A 21,602-nucleotide genomic window follows, 5' to 3' on the forward strand; every position below is an offset into this window, starting at 1 on the left:
CGAGTTTAAAATTTTGATTAATTAGTGGCAACTCACCCATCCACTTACCCGCAATGGCAAATCGAATTCTGTATGTCCGCCTCCCCTGCAACCCCATCTTTCCCATCGGGGTTGTTTACCTTGCCGATCACCTGCATAAGTTGTTTCCAAAGGTAGAACAGCGCATCTTCGATCTGGGAACGGTGCCGCCCCTAGATTTTGCCCCTGCGTTGGATGCCTGTATAGATGAATTTCAACCCAACCTATTGGTATTTTCTTGGCGAGATATCCAAATTTATGCACCAGTGGGGGGTAGAGGTGGTAACCCACTCCAGCACGCCTTTGAGTTTTACTACGCTCCGAATCCTTTGGTAAGATTGCGGGGAGCGCTGGGCGGGTTGCGCGTGACCACAGCCTACTATACGGAACTGTGGCGCAACCTGGGGTTAATCAAGCGGGGACTAAAACGCGCCAGAAAATACCAAAGCGATGCGCGTGCGGTTGTTGGCGGCGGTGCGGTGAGCGTATTCTACGAGCAATTGGGTAAAAGCTTGCCCGATGGGACAATTGTTTCCGTCGGCGAAGGCGAAACGTTGCTGGAAAAACTCTTGCGGGGGCAAGATTTTAGCAACGAAAGGTGTTATGTGGTGGGAGAGACAACGCCGCGGGATCGCATGATCCACGAACCTCCCACCCCGATCGAAAAAACCGCCTGCAATTACGACTACATCGAAACCATCTGGCCGGAATTTCCATATTACCTGCAAGAGCAAGACTTTTACGTCGGCGTACAAACCAAGCGCGGTTGTCCCCACAACTGCTGCTACTGCGTTTATACCGTCATTGAAGGCAAACAAGTACGCATCAACCCTGCCGATGAAGTCGTCGCCGAGATGCGCCAATTATACGCTCGCGGCATCCGCAACTTCTGGTTTACCGACGCCCAGTTTATCCCCGCGCGGAAATTTATCGACGACGCCGTCGAACTGTTGCAAAAAATCCTCGACGCCGGGATGAAAGATATCCACTGGGCAGCATACATTCGGGCAGATAATTTGACGCCAGAATTATGCGACTTGATGGTAAAAACCGGGATGAATTATTTTGAAATCGGCATTACCAGCGGGTCGCAGGAACTGGTACGGAAAATGCGGATGGGCTATAACCTCCGCACCGTCTTAGAAAACTGCCGCGATTTAAAAGCCGCCGGTTTCAACGATATAGTTTCCGTCAATTACTCCTTCAACGTGATTGACGAACGTCCCGAAACGATTCGCCAAACAATCGCCTATCACCGCGAACTAGAGCGAATTTTTGGAGCCGATAAAGTCGAACCCGCAATCTTCTTCATCGGGTTACAACCCCACACCCATTTAGAAGAATATGCCTTTGAAAACAATATCCTCAAACCAGGATACGACCCGATGAGCTTAATGCCTTGGACAGCCAAAAAACTCCTCTGGAATCCAGAACCATTAGGCTCATTCTTTGGGGAAGTTTGCCTGCAAGCTTGGCGACAAAATCCCAACGATTTTGGACGCGAAGTTATGAGAATATTAGAACAAAGACTCGGTTGTGCCGACTTAGAAGCAGCCCTCAACGCCCCGATCGAAACCAAACAAAAACAGCTAGTAACAGCTAATCGCTAATAGCTAATGGCTAATGGCTTAAGCAGCAATTGACCATTAGCAATTAGCAATTAGCAATTAGCAAGCTCGTAATTACCAAAAATCATGTTAGAAGGCTCAATTTTACAACAGCTGTCAGATGCCCATAAAACCGGGCCAAGACCGCTACGTTTTGGCGTATATTACAAAAACACCTTAGTTGCCCTCTGCCACGCCTTAGAAGACAGTATATTATCCTCAAACTGTTCGCCAATAGTCATTACGGCATTTCAGCGCGGAAAGTGGTACCTGCAAGAAGCAGAGCGGTATCGAGAAATAGCGGCAAAATCGCGTCAAATTGCCATCATGGCAGCACCCGATACCGGCTTTGCCGAACACCCCACCAGCAAGCTGCCCAATGTAGACTTAGTTAGCCTTGCTCCTGTCGATCCCGTGGCGCAAGAGTGGCACTTGATGATTCTGTCGCCCACATACACAGCAATGGTAATTTGTCAAGAGCTATCCCCATCAGATTATGGAGCGGGGGGGCAGCCAGAAGCAGATTTGGAGCGCAAGTTTTACGGGTTTTGGACGTTTGAACCGGCGTTGGTATGGGAAACGGTAGAATTAGCGAAGTCTCGCATCGGGCAATATAATCCCGAACTGGAAGCCAAATTAACCGCCCAACTCAAAGCTATGTCCAGCGCGGGAAACCAGCAACCGGAAGATCTCGGTGCGATTGTATCCCGCGTGGTAGATTACCTTCAGACTAGCCATGAGGATTTAATTAAAGACAAGCACGCGGAAATACCCGCATCCCATCACGAAGTGTTGGATATTAACTTGGTTTCCAACGAGTTACAAGCTTTCGTGCGGATGGCGCAGCTGATGGAACTTGCCAATACGGGAAACCCAATGTCAACGGCAGAAGTAGCGGCGCTAGCAGAAACTATGGGGCAAATTTTAGATTTACCCGCATGGCAGTTAAAGCGCTTGCGCCTTGCTGGTCTACTCCACGGGTTAGTGCCATCGCTGACACCGGCGACTTCCTTGCCAGAAGAAACGCCCTGCTGCGCCTTAGTGCCGGGAATACAGGCATTGCGTGCCATGCCGCAGTTGAAAGCGATCGCATCAATCATCACCCACTTTACCGAATGGTGGAACGGTAGCGGCACTCCCGCCGGGTTAGCATATGATGCCATACCCTTGGAGTCGAGAATTTTAGGGTTAGTTACAGATTTTCAGTGGCGCGTCAGTCAGTATAAGGCATCCCAAAACAGTCGCGCCGAAAGTTTATCTCAAGCTTTGGCAGAGTGTCAGGCGCTGGCAGGGGAGCGGTGGGACCCTAAACTAATAGAAGCCCTAACTCTTTTGGTCAAAGGTTTACAACAGGGACTCAGCTTACCCGTAACCCCGCCTAAAGTGAGTACTGGGATGTGGTTATTTGATGACCATCAGGAAAGCGATTTGGTTAGTCATTAATCAATTAGTCAAAAGTTACCCATTACCGACTATGGAAGCTATACGATCGGGCAAGATTAAACATATGCCTGGGGCAGATCTAGAAGACGAAGATTTATCAAATCTTGACCTCAGTCGCGTTAATTTGGCGGGTGCTAACCTCGTCGGTGCAAATCTTTGCGGCTCGAAATTAGAAGGGGCAAAGTTAGAAGGCTCTAATCTTTTGGGCGCTAATTTAGCATCTGCTGACTTGCGCGCTAACCTGTTAGGTGCAAACTTAATGCAAGCTGATTTAACGGGTGCTGATTTGCGAGGTGCTAACCTCCGAGGCGTTAATTTAATGGGGGCAAAACTGACTGGATCGTCTTTTGCCGGTGCTTTTTTAAGCGGTGCTAATTTGATGAGTGTAAACTTGCAGGGGGTAGACTTGCGCGGGGCGGATTTGCGGGGGGCAAATCTTACAGGCGCTAATCTTTTAGGAGTTGATTTGAGTCGCGCCGACTTGCGCGGCGCTAGCTTGAGCGATGCTAATTTGGAAGAGGCAGACTTGCGGGGGGCGAATTTAGCTGGAGCAGATTTACATGGGGCGAATTTGCTTTGTGCTGAATTACAAGGAGCTAATTTAGATGGGGTGAATTTAGCCGCATCTTGCGTAGTAGGAACATCTCTGGTTCAAATAAGGCAGCCACTAGAGGAGTTGAAAATTCCTTTGAAAATTGCTCATAGCGAGCATTCTCAGTTACAAGAATAAGCTTGTGGGGGACAAAACCAAATAAAATAGCGCTCGCGGTCAATGGTGGTACAATTTGGCTCAAGTGACTGAGAAAATCTCGTGAATTTACATGAAGTTCTGAACCTAGCCAAGCAACTTTCGCCAGTAGATAAAGTGCGTTTGATGCAGCAAATGGCTTTTGAGCTAGAAAGCGAGTTAAGGGATAAACCCACTGCTCCCCAGCAGCACCACCAACCCCAGCAACCTCCCCAACCACCCCAAGAACCACCCCAGTGGGAAATGTCTGCCAATGCAGCACAAAGACCTTCTGCGCCTGACATCGATCCATCTCGCTGGGATGATTGGGCAAGCTTTCCGGAATAAATAGCCAGCTAGCTAATTGCTAATAGCAAATGGCTTTGAATCAACTCGCCATTAGCCATTAGCAATTAGCCATGAGCAAATAACTATTTAGCATCAACTGCATCCCGTTCGGTGCGTATCCACTTTGTTTGAGGTCGCACTAGAAAAGCCAGGTACAGGGGAATTTTCCAAAGCACATAAAAAGGGACTGCCAAAAGTGTTAAAAGCGGTAATTCGGCGCGTCCAAATTTAGCCCAAGCCCCCACAATTGAGACTAAAATTAGCAATCCTTCTGCTGCTAATAAAATTCCTGGCGTTGATGCCAATCCTAAGCTTGCCGCTAATAGAGCGCATCCAAAGGCAGCTAGCCACAGTATGACTAACAGCGAGAGGGGCGGCACGGATAATTCTAGCGCGATCGCCAACAAATCAAATCGCCTTTGACGAAGTGACTCTTTAAGTAATAGCGGCACTTGCTTCACCAAGGTTTGCAAATGACCGTGTTCCCAACGCGTCCTTTGACTTTTTGCTGCTTGGTTTTGCTGGGGGAGAACGCCTGTTACTCTAGCTTCGGAGCAAAATAGTGGAGGATGTCCGGCGATCGCTAAATCCAACCCTAGCTGCATGTCTTCAACAATATTGCCGCTAGCTAGCGGTGCTTCTCGAATCACCGACCAAGGAAACGCCATTCCCGTCCCGCCTAACAAGCAGGGGAGTCGCAGTATTTCCAGTCCCCGCGTTCTGACTAGGTTCTTGACCAGAAAAGCTAGGGAAGAAACCGCATCTTTTGGGTTTGGGTTGGCGGGTTGTTCCATCAGGTAGGTTGCCTGAACCGGGCGTCCTGTAGTCATCGCCATTCGCGCTATGCCATCGATTGTACCGGGATCGACGATACAATCTGCATCGATCATCACGACTACGTCGGGGGGGTCTGCTTCGATGAACCGCATACCGTAGTCTAAGGCATAGCCTTTACCCCGGCGATCGAGATCCTGCCTTTCAACTACCGTTGCGCCGCAGTTGCGAGCGATCGCCGCCGTTCCATCAGTGCAATTATCAGCTATTACTACCAGCCGATCTGAAGCTGTCAACTGTGGCAATAATTTCAACAGCGTTGTACCAATTACTTTGGCTTCATTATGAGCTGGAACCAATACAGCAATTCGAGGTCGTATGCCTTCAATCTTATTGCCCTTCGTTTGACTGGGCAATAAGGCTGCACTGCATTCTATAAAAAGAACCCCGATCGGAACTAGGAGTCCCAGGGCGAGCGCTAAAAGAACAATATTAACTAAGAACACGGGCTGTACGCTTAATAATCCCAGTCTAGTAAAAATCCTTGCGAGTAGGTTGTTTCAAACCAGGGTGATAAAACTCGGACTTAATAGGAGCAACAAAGCACCCCCTTGAGTTTTCTCCCGATTCTTCAACTCACCTGAGACGGTTTCTCAAACTTCTTCTCCTGACATTGTGTTGACCAATCGGGTACCCATTCTTGATACTGCGGGTCTTTGTATAGGTTGAGCTTTTGCTTGAGCACCAGCCATAAGAAAGGTAGGTCTTCTACTAAATATCTTTTCCACAAACGCCTTGGCTCTTGCATCAGCCGATACAGCCACTCTATTCCTAACTCGCTCATCCACTTAGGCGCTCTTACCTTATTGCCAGCTTCAAAGTCAATGGTTGCTCCAATTGCCAAAAATATTTTTATATTCTTTAGCCTATCTTTGTATTTGAAAATCCACTTTTCTTGTTTAGGCGTACCCACTCCAATTGCCAGTACCGTCGCTCCTGAATTATTAATTATATCCACAATCTTTTCGCATTCTTTTTCATTCTTCTCAAACCCAAAGGAAGGCGAATACGAATCCACAATTATTTCTCTTTTGACTTTTTGATTAATTCTTTCCTGCGCTTTTTTCGCTACTCCTTCCTGCGCTCCCATTAAAAACATTTTAATCTCTTCATTTTTCTTATTGTACTCGTAAAATTCTGGGAAAAAGTCAGAACCTGATATTTTCTCCCTAATCGGACATCCTAATAATCTGGATGCATAAAATATTATTTTGCTATCGCATACTTTATAATTTGACTGGTTGTATATCTTATAAAATTCTGGATCTTTTTGCATCAGCATCAGATGGTCTACATTCGGGGTTACGACTATTCCACCCTGTTCGTTTAGCTTTTCCAGTAACTCTTGTTTGGATAAGTTGTCGATAGATGCATTGAGAATATTGACTCGCTTCATTTTTACCCCCGGTAACCTTTTAACTTGCTTTCCAACATTTAGGTAGATCGTAATACGGACAAATCTAGTTTTGTTTTAACTTCACCGCCTCCATTTTGGCAATTCATTAGTCTTTATCGGCTTATAATCTAGTGGTTTCACTGATATTTTCTCCTCTTCGTTTTTGTGCTTATTCAATTATACTTAGCTTCCCCTACAATACAATTTTAGTCAATCCAGCTCCTGTTAAAGAGCATTTAAATATGAGCATTTTTTATATGTGTAGATCTACGGTAGTCTCCCTAACTATTTTTTTTAGGGGTATTTCCCATATCATGAGCGTTAAGCTGCTTTGCTTCCCCCGGAACTAGGTAACCCAGCCAGGAAAAAACCGTATTTATTTATACAACAATTCTAGCACTGTTATACTGAGGCGCAACATTGTTGCTGTAAAGTTATTTATTGGTAGGAGAGAGAGGGAGATGGCAGGAGCGGGCGAAAAATTCTTGATTTCTCGCCAGCCTTTTAACCATGATGGCCTAAATCAAATGAGCCGGAATCCCCAAACAAAAAGGAGGAAGCCGAATCGATTTATACCATTCGCGAGCGCAATATAGGTAAAAGTAGCTGTATTACATTCTATGTTCCCATAATCGGTTATAGATCGACTGTTCGGGGAATCGCTCCCGCCGACTCCCGCAGACGACAGCAGTTGATGGTTAATTTTCCACTACGCTTTGAGCCTGAACGCTCGATTCCTCGACGAGGGTCTATGCGATCGCGCCCTTGGATAACAAAGGGTTGCACAAGCAAAGACTGTACGCGAGCTGGAGTGCGCCATCTTGTCGGGTTTGCGATCGCCAACGAGATCCCCACCGGAATCCTTACCAAATTGTCCGTCAACTCAAAGTTTAGGTAAGCTCGCAGAAGCCAACCAACAGACATTCAGACGAAATTAGCGCTCGGTCTCAAATCGATCTGGCGCGATTGAACTCTATATATCACAAAGACTGGTCTTTTGACATCCTCCCTACCCTAGTTCGTTGAGGGTAGGGATTCCTAAGAATTGCTTCCTAGTGCGTGTTTTCAAACTCGTTATATCCTGAAAAAGGCGCGATCGCTCTTCTTTTGTGTTGATGCATCGAGGGGACGAGAGTAATCAGCAGTGGGAGAGGTTAAAACCGCTACTGCCACCGCAGAAACCGAAAACGGGTAAGCCAAATCACGATCGCCGACAGGTTGTCAATGGCACCCTGTGCATACTAACAACTGGAGCGCCGTGGCGAGACCTGCCAGAACGTTATGGAAAGTGGGAAAGCGTGGCCACTAGGTTTTATCGGTGGCAAAAAGCTGAAATTTGGCACCGAGTCTGAGAAAGCCCAGCAGTCCAACGTCCTAGTCGCGGTCGCCCAAGTATCCGTCCTTTGAGATTAGTTGGAGACTTGGGCTATACGGGTCGTCGCATCCGTAATTACCTGCAAGTCGTGGTATTCGTTTGACTATTCCAAGACTCTCAAATCAGCCAGGTCACGGTCCTTTTAACCGTGAAATCTACCGTCAACGCAACATTGTTGAACGTGCTATCAACCGACTCAAGCAATTTCGCCAGCTCGCTACCCGCTCTGAAAAGCTAGCTGCAAATTATACCGCTATGCTCGCGAGCGCCTGCATTTTGTTGTGGTTAGAGTTGGAAAACACGCCCTAGTCTTCCTGGTTCTCGGACACTTACTTAGGTCAATCACCCCTGATGTGCATTAGCGCTGACGGCAAAAGCTGACGGGGTGACAACAATCGGTCAAACCCTTACGACCTGCGGGGTTGACCGATTGTAATCCTTCTGCGGATTCTCATGACACAGCTACTGCTGCTTTGATTGTTCCGCTCTTTTCCCACCATCCCGACTGGAATCAAGGCAGTGGCTGGAAAAATCACTTGAATAATCTCCGCTTAATTCTCCAACCTTTTGTATTGTTTAATTTGATTAAACATTGGTTGCAAGTATTTCTAAGTCCGGCTTTGTTAACAGCTTTTTCTCGGTTGATTGCCATTATGAATTTCTTCCCTAGCGCTGTTACTCGACCTCTTCAAACACAGGATTTTCAGTTTTTCGCTGCCTAGAGTGACAGAAGAGCGGTAAAGAATCTGAGAAACAAACAGATTCAAGTGTCCCTACATTGGGGAGCGCTGATAATTTTAGCGGGGATGCCTACCGCAGTCATACCGGAGGGAATATCTTTCAGAACGAGGGCCTTGGCACCGATGTTGACATCATTATTATTTCCCATAGTCACGTCGCCAAGGATTTTTGCACCAGCACCGACATTGACTCGAACGCCTAATTTCGGAGCCTCAAGCGGGCGATCCAAATCACGATTTCCGATGGTTACACCTTGCCGGATCGCACAATCATCGCCGATAATAGGGGAACACCTGCGGGGATAAAACTGACTTATGCAGATGGTGAGCGATCCCGCTGCTCAAACAGGTGCGTGAGAACAACCATAGGAGCAATCGCAACATGCAGCTTCTGATCCGCAAGATTTCCTCTCGTGCCTACTCAAGCAAGTCGATCGTACAAGCTTGGCGCAGGCAACGGATGGCGAGTTTCCTAGATTTGGTAAAGCCCCCAAAACAAGCGCTAATACTAGATTTGGGGGGAACACCTTATATGTGGCAGTTGTTTGACCATGACTTCGAGATCGCATTAGTGAATCTACCCGGTTCGTTTAACTCAACTAACCCAGTCAAAAACATTACGTTTGTCGAAGGTGATGCGACGGATCTATCCAGAATATTTAAGGATAAATATTTCGACGTAGTATTTAGTAACTCGGTGATCGAACACGTTGGAAATGAACAAAAGCAGGCTGCCTTCGCGGCTGAAGTACACAGACTAGCCAAGGCTTATTGGATACAGACGCCGAGCGATCGCTGTCCGATTGAATGCCATACGGGTATGCCATATTACTGGAAACTACCGAATTGGGTGCGCGATCGCCTCATGCGTTCCTGGGAAGAAAAATTACCAGCCTGGGCAGAATTTATTAAACAAACACGTGTTCTTTCTAGGCAACGAATGCATCAACTTTTTCCCGATGCCGAGATGTATGTTGAGCGCCAATTCCTGTTTGAAAAATCTTACTCGGCTTATCGACCTTTCCCAAGGTGAATCCGCTGCCAACTCAGGTGATATCTGGCGATTTGCCAGCATTAATAATTTTAGCCGGGATGCCTACCGCAGTCATACCGGAGGGAATATCTTTCAGAACGACGGCGTTGGCACCGATGTTGACATCATCGCCAATCGTCACGCCACCGAGGATTTTTGCACCAGCACCAACGTTGACGCGATCCCCTAATTTCGGAGCCTCAAGCGGACGCTCCAGGTAACGATTTCCGATGGTTACACCTTGCCGGATATAACAATCATCGCCGATCTCGCAATATCCGTGAATAACAATGCCATGTTGATGTTCAAAAATAACGCGGCGACCAAGCTTCACTGTATAAGGCAACTCAATCCCATAAGTATTGCGAACTTTGCGATACAACATCCGGTAGAGAATGCTAAAAGGTGCCCGCAGTAGCTTCGGTTCAATTTTCATTCTCCAAACACCAAACCGCTGAACCGCAACGGCTCGAAATCCCGGCAGCGTCCAATCCCGTCCATGAGCAATCCAATCTTCTTTGATTTGTTCCCACAGTCCAAGCTCTGGAGTTTCTGACTCGTTGGCACTTGAAATCAATTCGGGTTGCGTGACCATAAAGTTATCTTTGCTGCTTCACTATTTCGGTGACAAAGTTCTTTTAACTACTGCGTAAGGCGCGCAGAAGTTAAGACATTTCCCTTAGATAACACGCTATTAACTTAAGTTGCTAGTTATCTCTCTGGGAGCGGCTAATGGCTAATGGCTAATGGCGAGATTGGTAAAAATCCTATATTAGCAATTAGCAATTAGCAATTAGCAACGCCAAAGTTTATAACTAGCAACTTGCGTTATTACGTATAAAATCACTCAGGAGATTTGGCGGATCGTTATCCGGTTTGCCTTGAACGCAAAGGCGCAGCCGCCAGATAGCAGGGCCCAAAGCCCAAACAGCGTCAGCTAAGGCAGCATTCAACCAACCATAGTTTTTCAGAAAGTACCGACGTCTGGAATCAAACCAGTATTGAGGGAGACGCTTGGGTGGACGCTTGGTGTCGGTCACTGCGGAACTTTGCCCGACTAAATGGACAACTCGACTTGGCGGCACATACCAGCAACTCCAGCCAGCTTTTTTTGCCTGCAAGCAAAAGTCGGTTTTTTCGTAATACATAAAATATTCTTCATCCAGCAAGCCCACCTGCTCAAATACTTCTCGGCGGACGATCGTGCTTGCTCCAGCCACCCAATCAGTCTGAGTTGCTGCTTCGGGAACCGGAGACCAAACTAGCAACTTTGCCCATAATTTTGATACCGCACCAACACGTAAGCCGGAATCCAGCTTGCTGAGTACTGTATGGCAGCGAAAAGCAGAACACGGCGGCGTACCGTCGGGGTCTTCCAGGCGGCTACCAGCAATTCCCACGTCGGGATGAGAGTTGATAAACTCCACTAGCGGCTTTAAGGCTCCGGGGCGGACAATGGTGTCTGGGTTGAGCAACAGAATGTAGGGGGGTGGATCGGGTGACTGTAGAGCGGCACGGATGGGAGCGTTGTTACCGAAAGCGTAGCCGCCGTTGCGATCCAATGGCATGATGGATACCCAGTCACTCCCACCTTCGGTTTCAATCGCGGCTTTGATTTGTTCGACCGATCCGTCGCCAGAAGCGTTTTCGGAAACTATAACGCGGGTGTCGGGCAGACTTCGCACTTCATCGAGGAGCGATCGCCAGCAGTCAATGGTTAGCTTTGACCTTCGGTAGTTAAGGATGACTACAAGCAAACGGCTTGGGTTATTTACCTGTATTGCATTATACATACGGGTAATAATTGGGTCACGCCTACCTCAAGGACTCGTTAACAGGGACATGTATGCCTTCTTTAATCAAAGTCTCGCGCTCTTTAACGGGAGACCAGCCAAGCTGACGCTCCGCCTTGGAGGAATCGAACGCAGCAGCAAAGCTGCGACCCTCAAAATCAGCATAGCTGGGGAACGCAGCATTGGGGTCGCGTCCGATGCTTTTGATTGCCCACTTGGCGATCGCCGACGTGTAAACCCTCCAAGCCGCCGTAGGCACGCGGCGCAACTTAATGCCAGCCTTATGCTCGAACTCATCGAGATATTCGTTGGCGGTAATACAGGCAGTGCTGGTGAGATTATAAGATTCACCCTCGATTCCGGGTACGTTAATCGCCCTCACCATTGCATCGGCTACATCATCCACTAGCACGATCGGGAGTGGATTGTTGCCATCACCGTACAGGCTGCACACCGAACTGTAAGGCCAAGCGGCAATGCCCCAGTGGTAGGGACTACCACCGCTACCGAGTACGACGCCTGGGCGGAAGATGACCAAGGGCAGACCTTTTTGGCGGTGAAGTTCGAGCAGCGAGCGCTCGTTCTCTACTTTAGATCGCCCATAGGGGGCGGCGCGCATTATACCCGCGTTAGGCTCGGTTTCTTCGGTGATGGTCGCAGCGTTTTTACCTGCATAGTAAATCGCAATCGACGATGCGTAGAACAACCGCTTGACTCCACGTTCCAGGCACAATTCGCCAACTTTGCGCGTAGGTTCAACATCAGATTTAAGAAACTCGCTCCAGGTTTTCCCGTTGCCCCGCGCTAAATGGTAAACATAATCTATCCCATCGAGTGCCGCCTCTACTGCTTTGGGATCGGTGAAGTCGCCCTTGACAATTTCCACCTGAAGGTTTTGTAATTCCGGCGGGCAGCTACTGGGATTGCGGGCGAGTATCCGCACCCCATAACCATCCTGGCGCAGGCGGCGAACCAACGCCCGACCGATGAAACCCGTACCGCCGAGGACAAGTACTGTAGATTTTGGCGCGGGAGGCTCTACCAAGGGGCTGGGAACCGATAGTGTTTTCTCAGGCATCGGCACATCGGTTTCCCGTGCCACCCACTCTGCCAGTGCCACCGCCGCCTCGCCAATTGCCGGATCGACTCGCTCGTCCAGCTTACCTCCCCGACCGTTATAAAAGCTCTCAACCGTCCGCGCGATGCTGTAGGGAAATGGCTTCGCTGCCTTGAATAGACCCATCTTGGATAGCACCGAGTTACCCAAAGTGCCGCCTGCTTGGAGTAGCGAGTCCCTGGCTGTTGTGGCTACATTAGCGAAGCGATCGAGATCGAGTAGATAAGGTGTATGCTCTTGGCAAACATAGGTGTTGTTCTCGAAGTCAACCCGTGCTGCTGCGTTCGTTCCTCTCACGTGGATGTAGTGTTCCGCGTATCCATCAATAAACGAAAAACGCAGCCGGATACTGGTATTACCCTTCCATCCCCGAATCTCCCAACGACGGTAAAACTCTAGCCCTTGAGGCAGTTCTAGCTTGTCGCGCACATCGACCGAGAGCGAGTCGGGTTGACCCAAAAGATGAACCAGGTGGGCGAAGGAGTGGGGAGCCACCTCGAATAAAATATTCTTTGGTGTTTGGAGCATCCAGGCTCCAAACGGCCCGCCCTTAAGCTGTCCCAGCTCTTTATTCCATACGATGTCCACCTGATCGATCTGCCCTAACCGACCGCTACGCAGATCGGACACCAACTTTTCATACACTGGAAAATACAGGAAATTGTGGCTGACCCCGATTACCCGACCGGCGGCTGCGGCACGCTGGCGCAACTCCTGACAGTGGGCAACTGTGTGGCAAAGCGGCTTCTCGATCAGGGCGTCAACGCCTGCTTCGATCGCTTGGCAGGCTGTGGGAAAGTGAACGTGGGGCGGCGTCAGGATTTGGACGACATCCAACTGTTCTTGGGCTAGCATTTCGCCCAGGTCCCCATAGACTTTGGATATCCCCTTTGCTGCGGCGAACTGCTGCGCCAGGGTGCGGTTCAAGTCGCAAATTGCTCGCACCTCAACATTGGGCAACAAGCGCAGCGCCGAGTAGTGGTAGTCACTAATATAGCCAGCGCCCAGGAGGGCGACGGCGATAGGTTTGCTATGTTTGTTGCTAGCAGCCATTTTTATCTCCCAGTTGGTTGGATCGCGGGTACTTGAGCAGCCTTGTACTCAATCATTTCATGCTGTTTGTTTTGCAGGCGCGCGGTGGAACTTGACAGCGCCAAAGGCTTGAGGGAACACCGACATCGCGCAAGAAGGCCCCCACGCTATACTATTTTTCCATGAAAACCCCTGCCGCTGCGTTTTATCAATTGTTCGCCATGCCGACAGCGGATAGCGCCCGAAGGCCTTCGTTGCGTCCAATCGCAACTACTCCAATTTTCTCAGACAAGCTACTCAACTGAATCTCCTGTTATTAGAGCATTTTTCCGTTAATTGAATTCATCCTTGGCGATCGCTGGCTGCTTTTGAGCTTGTCTTTAATTTTTCCCATCCCTCAAGCAGCTATTTATCAGACTTGGCCTGTTTTTTCAGAAATTCCGGAGTCTGATCCTGTTCCAGTAATCTCAGGGACCGTAAAACAGGTTTAATCATGTCTTTGACCGGCTGAGGGAATGTTTTTTTGACAAATTGGAAAATCGGACTAGGCTTGATTTGTGCGGGATGAACTTTTTTGGGTTCATTTTCGGGAATGTCCACGTGGGGAGTTTGCTCCGTGACCGGCGAAGACAGCAGTTTCACTGGTTTGCCTTTGATCGCTACATAAGTTTTACGGTCTGTGAGGTTATTTGGCATTGTCGGAACGTAGCATTCATAGAACGACGTAAAACCGACATGGGCCACTAAATTGCTCAGGGAAGCGTGGGTCATCCACAAACTAATCGTATTATCGATCGATGCCCACAAATCTCGTTTCTTATCTTCCGCTGTTGCCTCTTCGGGGTGTTCGACATAATCCAAGCCCCAGTAGGTTTTACCTTCAAATTCGACGCTCTTGCGATCGCTCAGACTGATGAAAGTATCGAACAGGACTACTCGTTCGCAGACTTCGTAAATCTTCTTGACGAATTGGAATACATCAGGCGGTTTGAGGTGATATAGGATTCCCGAACACAACACCACATCAAACGAACTATATTTCTCCTTGCTCAGATTACGCACGTCATCTTGATACAGATAAAGGTTATCTAGTTTGAGGTGGTGTTTGGCAAACCGTGCTTTTTCCAGGTTCGCTTCGCGGATTTCTATGCCCACTACCTCTGAGCCATGCAGGGCAAACTCAATGCCATAATGACCTTCCAGACAGGCTAAGTCTAGGACGCGGATCTGGTTCAGGGGTTTACCGACCAAATCAGAGGCTACTTGAACCAGACGGCGAAGCCGATAATCAACTTTCCCAGGCATCAGCGTGTATTGATCGTCGCCCAGGTAGATAGACATGGCAGTCCATTCGCCATAGGTTTCTACAACCCTATCTCTTGAAAGCGATTTATGCAAATTACTATTATAGTCCATTTTCTTCACCAGAGCATTATCTAAATTATTTCATCCCATATATTATCTCAATCTTGTTAACCTTGCTTATTTCAAAATATTTTTTTTTTAATATACTGCATTGATTATTGTCAAAATACTTTCTTCATAATTAGAGTTATTATAATTTCACCTCCAGTGTTTCAACCCACATTCCGCACCCTGGGGTGTCACACAGCATAATTACCCATAAAACTCAATCTTTAAAGTTATAAATTATGCCTTTAAAACGGTTTTTATCCGTCAATTTACTGAAAAAAAGTATAATTTATAGCTTTAATTTTTGATAAAAATAAGTAAAAACCGATTGTGACGGTAGAGGGTGCGGAATGTGGGTTTCAATCAAGTTAGTTTTGTCTCCGCCTCATTATTATAATTCTTGCAAAAATAACTTTTTCTCTTTAGGGGCGAAGTATTTGCGATCGGAGCTTTCGGTATCATCAGGGTTTTTCTACCCAAATGCTAATTCATCCGGCACGCTGCGGCAAAGCCCTTCGCGGATTTTTGCTTGCACCTAATAATTACGCTTGGACTATTTCAAACCATGCCCTCAGCAATCAAATTTCCACTAATGACTAATGATTGCAGTTGATTTTAATTACTCTTGCAGCCCTCCCACCAGCATGAATTATTATTAATAAATTCCATCAACGCATTGTATTTAGGCGAGCCGTTTTGCTCTACATATTCTAAAGCTCCCCAGCTTCCCCATTTACTCGGTTGACCTATATCCCCCAAGTGCATAAACAGCGTTCCTCCAGCTTTTTTCCAATCATTCAGTAATTGTTTATAAAGATCGTACATTTCCTTGCGTCTATTTATTTCTATAAAAAATTTTGTCAGTTTCTCGTTATTTTCTACTCCTCCAGCACCAGCAATATGCTGACCACCTTCATAAGCAACTAATTTAAGACCTTTCTTTTTGGCTACATCTGCGTGATATATAAAATCATTATAAACATCTGGCAAGCTATCTTTAAATCCCCCAAGTAAATTCCCGTATTTTAATTGTTTGAATGCTTTCTCAAAACCACCATCCGGTTCATTTATCCACGACTCTACTGTGCTGGAATTTTCAGGCGCACCCAAATTTCCACTGAAATAGCCAGCTGTAGCGTAAGCATCAATACCGTGTTGATAACAAGGTTTATTACCTTCTGCTACCCAATATGAGCATTCTAATGCGTAATTTTCTAAACCTTTATATACTCTTTGAGTACTCATGACGCAGACTACTCGATTGCTTTGATTACCAAACACTTTTTTCCACAGATCGCACATTTGAGCAGTACGCATACCATACCATTGATAAAAAGCATCTGCTTTATCTTGCCCCCACCTAGCTTTCCCTTGTTCTAAAGCATAATGAGTTTGGGGAAATTGCCAATTCCAAACTTCATTAGAAAACTCTACATAAACTTTTAGATTAGGAGCTAAAGTCTCTTTAATTGTCTGAGCAAACTTAGTTATATATTCATCATTAGCCTGGTGTGGCATATTGAACCACGGTTCAGCTTGGATTTTATTAGATAAAGCCACCATTATTTCTACCGGCACTCCTTTAGTTGCATAGGAAGCCGTTTCTATTCGAGGTCTGTCACGCCATTCTTTCTGGTTTGAATTATTTGTTCCCATCCATTCCATGAAGCGCAAGGATCTAAATTTTTTGATCTTTTCTATAAAAATAGGGTTAAATATTTCAGTTTTATAATTCTTTTCATCCTCAGCCTTAACTGCTCTGATGTTACGGATATAATTCCCCGTCTTTTTGGGATCGGTAGAAGCAATGGTCAGGATTATACCGCCGCCTCCTTTTGAATCCACATCCAGCACATCCCTTCCAGGAGTTGAAGCAGCAAAATCTTTTTTGGCATCAAAACCATATTCAATCGTGCCTTCCCCATCATACAAAACCACATATTTTCCAGAAGGATAACGATTGGGTATGTCCCTTAATAACAAAGTACTTACACGAGTATATTTAGGAGCCTCTTCAGGAGTTGGTAGAGACTTAACCCAGCCATTTTCATCTAGATTTAACAGATTATATTCCTGTGTATCCCATTCTCCATTACAGCCTGGAGATCCAGTCACGCATTGAGTAACCCATTGTCTAGAGGATTTGAAAGCATCCAGAAAGGGCAACTGAGTTGACCAGTCAGCAATACCATTAAGACCAATTCCTAAAGGGGAATTTAAATTAGAAATATTGCTGATTTTCGCCACAGCTATCTTATTGTTTGAATTAGTATTTTGGTTGAAAAATTTATTAAACCCTGTCGAAATTTGAAGCAAAATTACACTGATTAATATTCCAACTAAAAAGGCTAATATTTTTGTTTTTTTAAACCAATTGAATATAGACATAGATTTAACTACCTTGGCAGTTATAGGTTGACCTCAAGTCAGTCAATTAGACTAGTTTGGTCTTGCTTGAGCCAGGGAACGCCTGGATGGAGATAAGCGCGTTCCCCTAACCTGATTGGTTCTTGCCTCTTTCAGCACCAGCCCTGATATTGCCCCACTGATAAGCGCAAACACCGGGTTAGTCATGGCATTGATGATACAGTCGAGCATGTACAAAATCAAGGCCACCGCCAGCACAGCTGCGGGTGCTACTTTGGGGTGAAACCAAGTACTAGCGGGATAGCGTAATATAAACAAGCTCGCAGGAGGTAGTAACATGGATGCTGTTATGCTAACCAGCCCGACCACACCGTTGACACCAAACACAATAATCCACAAGCTGTCGGTAACTGATTTATCTACCAAATCTCCTTTCCAGTCCCGTGTCCAAACACGGTTGCGTCCGAATCCTCCCCAGCCAAAAATTATCCTCTGCCTTGCCCTCTCTGACAGGGGTATTTCCTGATCGAGTCTAAACTTTAACGATTCGGCTCGTTCTTCATTAGTTATCTTGACCGCCATGTCATAAATTTGCTCGCCAGAAACAGTTCCGGTTACTCCTTGGTACAGGTAAAGTGACATGCCTAATATTAGAAGCAACACCGGAATGGCGGTACGCAACCAACTGGAAGAAAATAGCAGGACGATCCCTAATACCAGCAAAATGTACGCACCAGAGGATTTGCACAAGACAAAGGTGATTAGCATAACAATTACCAGCCTTTGGATTGGTATGTTCCAGACATGCTTGATGGTTCCACTTTTCCAAAGCCAAATCCCAGTCAGTGTTGCAGCCATCATCCACGCGGCCACCATAAGACCGTGGTTCATAAACACCATCGGCCTAAATCCCCCTGCACGCATTGATTGAATAAAGTACTCCACTCCACCAGGGTAGTAGCCGTAAATCGTTAGGTGCAGTTGCGGGCTGAGGCGTACTTCATATATGCACAGAGGAACATAGGCTAGCCCGCCGATGAAAACACCAATTGCTAGCTGGCGCAGCCCCGCCAGATTAGCAAGATATATCCGCCCCAGAAAATAGGGCACTCCCCAGGTCATAGTTTGATCGAGAACAGCGGAAAATCCATTGTACAAACCCAGGTCGTTAGCGATCGATGAAGGCAACGGGCATAGGCACCAACTTAGCATCGGCAGGTCAAGCCAACCGAATTTAAACGAAGTAATCCGTCCCGCATCGTATATCACGGTTGCCAACAAAATGCCGTAACAAGTTGCGTTCATCTTGGTGATGTCTGGGATGCCCGGTAAGGTATAGTTGATTACTGGGAGAAACAGCCATGCCGCGATAAAACTCACAATTACTGCCCGCTGAGGCGGAAACCGTTGGAACAAATAAAGAACGGTTGGAATCCAGGCAATTACAACGAGTAAAGCTATGGGACTATACATAGGTATGGGCTTCGTTTGGCACGACCTTAAAAACTAAGTTAACTGAATGAGTAATCTTTTTCATCAAAGCTTAAACATTTTTAAAAGCCACCTACCCTGCCTTGTCTAGTTTTGATATTTTGGGAATATGAGCGTTTAATTAAGTTTTATGCTTTGTATAAGTAGAAACCTGCTGCATCACCATCTTTCTCCTTGTTTAGTTGCTTAGCCATAGAATTAAAGTCATCAATTTGTTCTTTTGAAAACATAGATTTATCGGGATTTACAGCATAAGATGCACTCTCCGTTATGGCTATATTTCCAAGAATCTGTTCGCTGCCCCAAAACTGAAAAGCGTGCGAGTCAAATACGATATCCGCAATTTTAAACCCAGCTTTATTTGCCAATATTTCCATACTTTTAGTCGTATGTAAAAAAAAGTGCCGCGGCGCATCAATTTGAACCCAATTAACGCCATATTTTCGCCAAGCAAAAGAAGAAGCTACAGGAATTCTAATTAAAACATATCTATTTTTATTCACAATACGATATAATTCTTTTAACACAGATAAAGGCTGGGGCATATGTTCAAAAGCATGGTTCAACATAATAAAGTCAAACGAACCTTCTATCTCGTGTAAGTACTTCTTAAGAACCTTAACACCGTTTTCATAAAAAATATCACTTTTGATAAAGGGATCGACACCTGTAAGGTTAGTAAATCCATCCGAGCGCATCTGGAGTAGAAGGTTTCCAGAACCACAACCTACGTCTAAAATTTCTGATTCTAGCGGTAATTGTAATTTTCTGAACCATTCGTAATAATCCGCCATGGGTGTTTTATATATTTTTATTAGGATTTTTGAAAGCAAAATCCCGATTTCTTTATTTCCATAAATAAGATATTTCATCCTCTGACGCTTGAGAAATGACTCTATGGAGTTTACCTTTGAATCTGATGTAATTTCTTGAAAAGAGTAAAAATTATCCGGGTAGTATTTTGACAGAGCTTCCGGTATTTCTTTAATTTGTATGCATCCACATTCGGCACATTCAAAATATTCAAATTCATCTCTGAATCCAAACATCATTTCTTTGACAACATAAGTTTTATTGCCATTTTTATTTTTACAAATTGCACAAACATTCATTTCAGCCTCCATCCAGATTACATGGTTTTATTTTTTAATAATATTTTTTCATAGTCTTTTAGACATTCTCTCAACACCGCCTACGCACTTTCGTTAATATCTCCACCATTTTTTGGCAATTTGTTCGTTTTTTATATATAAATCAGATTTAAATATATTATATTTAATATCCTTTCCGCTAGCATCGGTTGTGTAAAATTCCGTTCTTGCTCCCTCTCCCTGATGGGAAAGGGGCATCTGGTGTTAGCACAGCGGCAAGTAGTGCGGGTGATACGCTACCGATACAAGCGGACATGATATTAATCAAAAAATTAGTCTTTTCCCAGCCATTTTTATGCTCGCTAATTGAGAGGTTTTTGTTCATGCTAGTACCTTTATATATATTTTTCCGACTCATTGAATAAGTATTTGGTTTATAGGAAGCCCCCAACCTAAAATGTATCGCACTAGCACCACAGAGCTTAGTAATAGCAAAAACAGCACAGTTGCCACAATATCCTGTCCCAAACAAATCAGCCCTTCACGCCAAAGACCGTACATGTTTACCGCGTACAGAGGCAGATCGTAAAACGCGATTACGAACATAGCCCCAACTAGTTTAAATTGGGAAAATGCAACAGGTAAACCAATAGCAATAGTCATAAAAGCCAACAGGGATCCTGGAGGATTATAGCGAGCGTTTCCCAGAGCTAAAAGCGCGGGAAAGGTTGTAAAATAAAGCGAGGTATGCCATATCCCCAGAGCAATAATCGGCACCATCCAACCCGCCTCGTGGTAATTGCTTTTATACAATATAAAAACCAGGCGATCGCCAAAGCCGATCAGCAACGACAAGCCTGCGGCTAAAGCGACAAGCATAAGTCTGCGGCTCTTGATAATTTTGGCTCGAAACGTTTCGCGAGGCAAGTCAGCAAGCTTGGCAAAAGATGGAAAAATCACTTTGTTACTGAGAGCTAAAATGACTTGGCGCGGTATGTCGGCAAGGGTAAAAGCAATGCCGTAAATCCCCAGCATTTCAAGCGAGATTAATTTGCCTAAAATCATCCTATCCGATTGGGAAACGAAAAAATATAGAGCTGTTGAAACGAATATCCACTTCCCAAACGAAAAAATACTTTTGACTGCATCTCGCTCCCAGGCAAAGCGGTTAGGTTGTTCTGGAAATAAACGATGGCTCCAAACCATTTGAACCAATGCCGATGCAAAACCCCCGGTTACCATAGCCCAGACTGTAGGATTGTAATAAGCGCAGACAATCGTTACAGCCATCGACGTAATTTGTCCCGCTAACTCATAAATTGCCAATTTACCAATCGCCACTTCGCGGTTGAGGGTAAACAAGGCAGTAGAGTTGAATCCAGAGATAATTGCGTTCAAACCAACTACCGGCAGCAACAACAACAGCCTGGGTTCATTGTAGAATTGGGCAGCAGGCTCAGCAAGCAAAAGGCTACCAACCCAGAGACAAACGCCGCGAACCACCTGTATTGTCCAAGCCGTGTTGAGAAAAGCTGGGTCATCCCCGCGCTTATTCTGAATGATGCTCGGACCGATGCCAACATCTGAGAACAGGTGCAGCCCGGTGATGAAAACATAAACTAAGTTTATCAGGCCGTATGCTTCTGGCAAGAGCAGGCGAGTCAGGATCAAGTTACTGCCAAGTCGCAGCATCATACTCATCCCGTAGGCAGCAAATGTCCAAACTGCCCCGCGAATAGCAAGCGCTTTAATTGATGACACGATCCGATCTCCGAGT

18 protein-coding genes and 1 pseudogene are annotated in these 21,602 nt (G+C 46.0%); 6 read left to right on the forward strand and 13 right to left on the reverse strand.

Annotation, left to right across the window (positions count from 1 at the left end; translation table 11 throughout):
• Positions 1–53: 53 nt before the first annotated feature.
• The 4 genes from ACE1CM_RS46105 to ACE1CM_RS46120 all read left to right on the forward strand — a co-directional run bounded on the left by ACE1CM_RS46105 (position 54) and on the right by ACE1CM_RS46120 (position 4,143).
• On the forward strand, positions 54–1,628 hold the full coding sequence (locus ACE1CM_RS46105) for a photosystem II high light acclimation radical SAM protein (RefSeq protein WP_374886348.1): 1,575 nt from the start codon (positions 54–56) through the stop codon (positions 1,626–1,628).
• An 84-nt stretch (positions 1,629–1,712) separates the two neighbouring features.
• A complete protein-coding gene (locus tag ACE1CM_RS46110; protein WP_374886349.1) occupies positions 1,713–3,068 on the forward strand; it encodes a DICT sensory domain-containing protein in 1,356 nt (451 codons plus the stop codon).
• Between the two features lie 31 nt (positions 3,069–3,099).
• Complete coding sequence (locus ACE1CM_RS46115; protein WP_374886350.1) at positions 3,100–3,798, forward strand: pentapeptide repeat-containing protein; 699 nt, start codon at positions 3,100–3,102, stop codon at positions 3,796–3,798.
• An 81-nt stretch (positions 3,799–3,879) separates the two neighbouring features.
• On the forward strand, positions 3,880–4,143 hold the full coding sequence (locus tag ACE1CM_RS46120) for a hypothetical protein (protein WP_374886351.1): 264 nt from the start codon (positions 3,880–3,882) through the stop codon (positions 4,141–4,143).
• Between the two features lie 83 nt (positions 4,144–4,226).
• Here the strand turns inward: ACE1CM_RS46120 and ACE1CM_RS46125 are convergent, their stop codons facing one another.
• The 4 genes from ACE1CM_RS46125 to ACE1CM_RS46140 all read right to left on the reverse strand — a co-directional run bounded on the left by ACE1CM_RS46125 (position 4,227) and on the right by ACE1CM_RS46140 (position 7,573).
• On the reverse strand, positions 4,227–5,423 hold the full coding sequence (locus ACE1CM_RS46125) for a glycosyltransferase family 2 protein (RefSeq protein WP_374886352.1): 1,197 nt from the start codon (positions 5,421–5,423) through the stop codon (positions 4,227–4,229).
• A gap of 125 nt (positions 5,424–5,548) precedes the next feature.
• On the reverse strand, positions 5,549–6,373 hold the full coding sequence (locus ACE1CM_RS46130) for a WecB/TagA/CpsF family glycosyltransferase (protein ID WP_374886353.1): 825 nt from the start codon (positions 6,371–6,373) through the stop codon (positions 5,549–5,551).
• 636 nt (positions 6,374–7,009) lie between these two features.
• Entirely contained in the window at positions 7,010–7,255 is a 246-nt protein-coding gene (locus ACE1CM_RS46135; RefSeq protein ID WP_374886354.1) for a hypothetical protein, read from the reverse strand.
• Positions 7,256–7,447: 192 nt separating this feature from the next.
• Positions 7,448–7,573 carry a hypothetical protein gene (locus ACE1CM_RS46140; RefSeq protein WP_374886412.1) on the reverse strand — a complete coding sequence of 42 codons (126 nt, stop codon included), beginning with the start codon at positions 7,571–7,573 and terminating at the stop codon, positions 7,448–7,450.
• Here ACE1CM_RS46140 and ACE1CM_RS46145 point away from each other — a divergent pair.
• A pseudogene (locus tag ACE1CM_RS46145) lies at positions 7,540–8,057 on the forward strand (transposase). The gene ACE1CM_RS46140 and the pseudogene ACE1CM_RS46145 overlap by 34 nt on opposite strands.
• Positions 8,058–8,511: 454 nt before the next feature.
• Here ACE1CM_RS46145 and ACE1CM_RS46150 read toward each other — a convergent pair.
• Entirely contained in the window at positions 8,512–8,718 is a 207-nt protein-coding gene (locus ACE1CM_RS46150; RefSeq protein ID WP_374886355.1) for a hypothetical protein, read from the reverse strand.
• A 152-nt stretch (positions 8,719–8,870) separates the two neighbouring features.
• Between ACE1CM_RS46150 and ACE1CM_RS46155 the strand changes: the two genes are divergently transcribed.
• Entirely contained in the window at positions 8,871–9,521 is a 651-nt protein-coding gene (locus ACE1CM_RS46155) for a class I SAM-dependent methyltransferase (RefSeq protein ID WP_374886356.1), read from the forward strand.
• A gap of 13 nt (positions 9,522–9,534) precedes the next feature.
• On the opposite strand, the gene ACE1CM_RS46160 is transcribed toward ACE1CM_RS46155, so the two are convergent.
• The 8 genes from ACE1CM_RS46160 to ACE1CM_RS46195 form a co-directional block, all read right to left on the reverse strand.
• Entirely contained in the window at positions 9,535–10,116 is a 582-nt protein-coding gene (locus tag ACE1CM_RS46160) for a serine O-acetyltransferase (protein WP_374886357.1), read from the reverse strand.
• A gap of 220 nt (positions 10,117–10,336) precedes the next feature.
• Entirely contained in the window at positions 10,337–11,326 is a 990-nt protein-coding gene (locus ACE1CM_RS46165; RefSeq protein WP_374886410.1) for a glycosyltransferase family 2 protein, read from the reverse strand.
• Positions 11,327–11,336: 10 nt separating this feature from the next.
• Positions 11,337–13,484 (reverse strand): NAD-dependent epimerase/dehydratase family protein, encoded by a 2,148-nt coding sequence (locus ACE1CM_RS46170; protein WP_374886358.1) that lies wholly within the window; start codon positions 13,482–13,484, stop codon positions 11,337–11,339.
• A gap of 384 nt (positions 13,485–13,868) precedes the next feature.
• On the reverse strand, positions 13,869–14,879 hold the full coding sequence (locus ACE1CM_RS46175; RefSeq protein ID WP_374886359.1) for a class I SAM-dependent methyltransferase: 1,011 nt from the start codon (positions 14,877–14,879) through the stop codon (positions 13,869–13,871).
• Between the two features lie 612 nt (positions 14,880–15,491).
• Positions 15,492–17,264, reverse strand: coding sequence for a cellulose-binding protein (locus ACE1CM_RS46180; protein WP_374886360.1), 1,773 nt, complete (start codon positions 17,262–17,264; stop codon positions 15,492–15,494).
• A 51-nt stretch (positions 17,265–17,315) separates the two neighbouring features.
• Positions 17,316–18,716 (reverse strand): O-antigen ligase domain-containing protein, encoded by a 1,401-nt coding sequence (locus ACE1CM_RS46185; protein ID WP_374886361.1) that lies wholly within the window; start codon positions 18,714–18,716, stop codon positions 17,316–17,318.
• A gap of 146 nt (positions 18,717–18,862) precedes the next feature.
• On the reverse strand, positions 18,863–19,846 hold the full coding sequence (locus ACE1CM_RS46190; protein ID WP_374886362.1) for a class I SAM-dependent methyltransferase: 984 nt from the start codon (positions 19,844–19,846) through the stop codon (positions 18,863–18,865).
• Between the two features lie 393 nt (positions 19,847–20,239).
• Positions 20,240–21,586, reverse strand: coding sequence for an oligosaccharide flippase family protein (locus tag ACE1CM_RS46195; RefSeq protein WP_374886363.1), 1,347 nt, complete (start codon positions 21,584–21,586; stop codon positions 20,240–20,242).
• Between the last annotated feature and the right edge of the window lie 16 nt (positions 21,587–21,602).

The sequence above is a fragment of the Microseira sp. BLCC-F43 genome (assembly GCF_041929235.1).
In the GTDB taxonomy this organism is placed as follows: domain Bacteria; phylum Cyanobacteriota; class Cyanobacteriia; order Cyanobacteriales; family Aerosakkonemataceae; genus Microseira.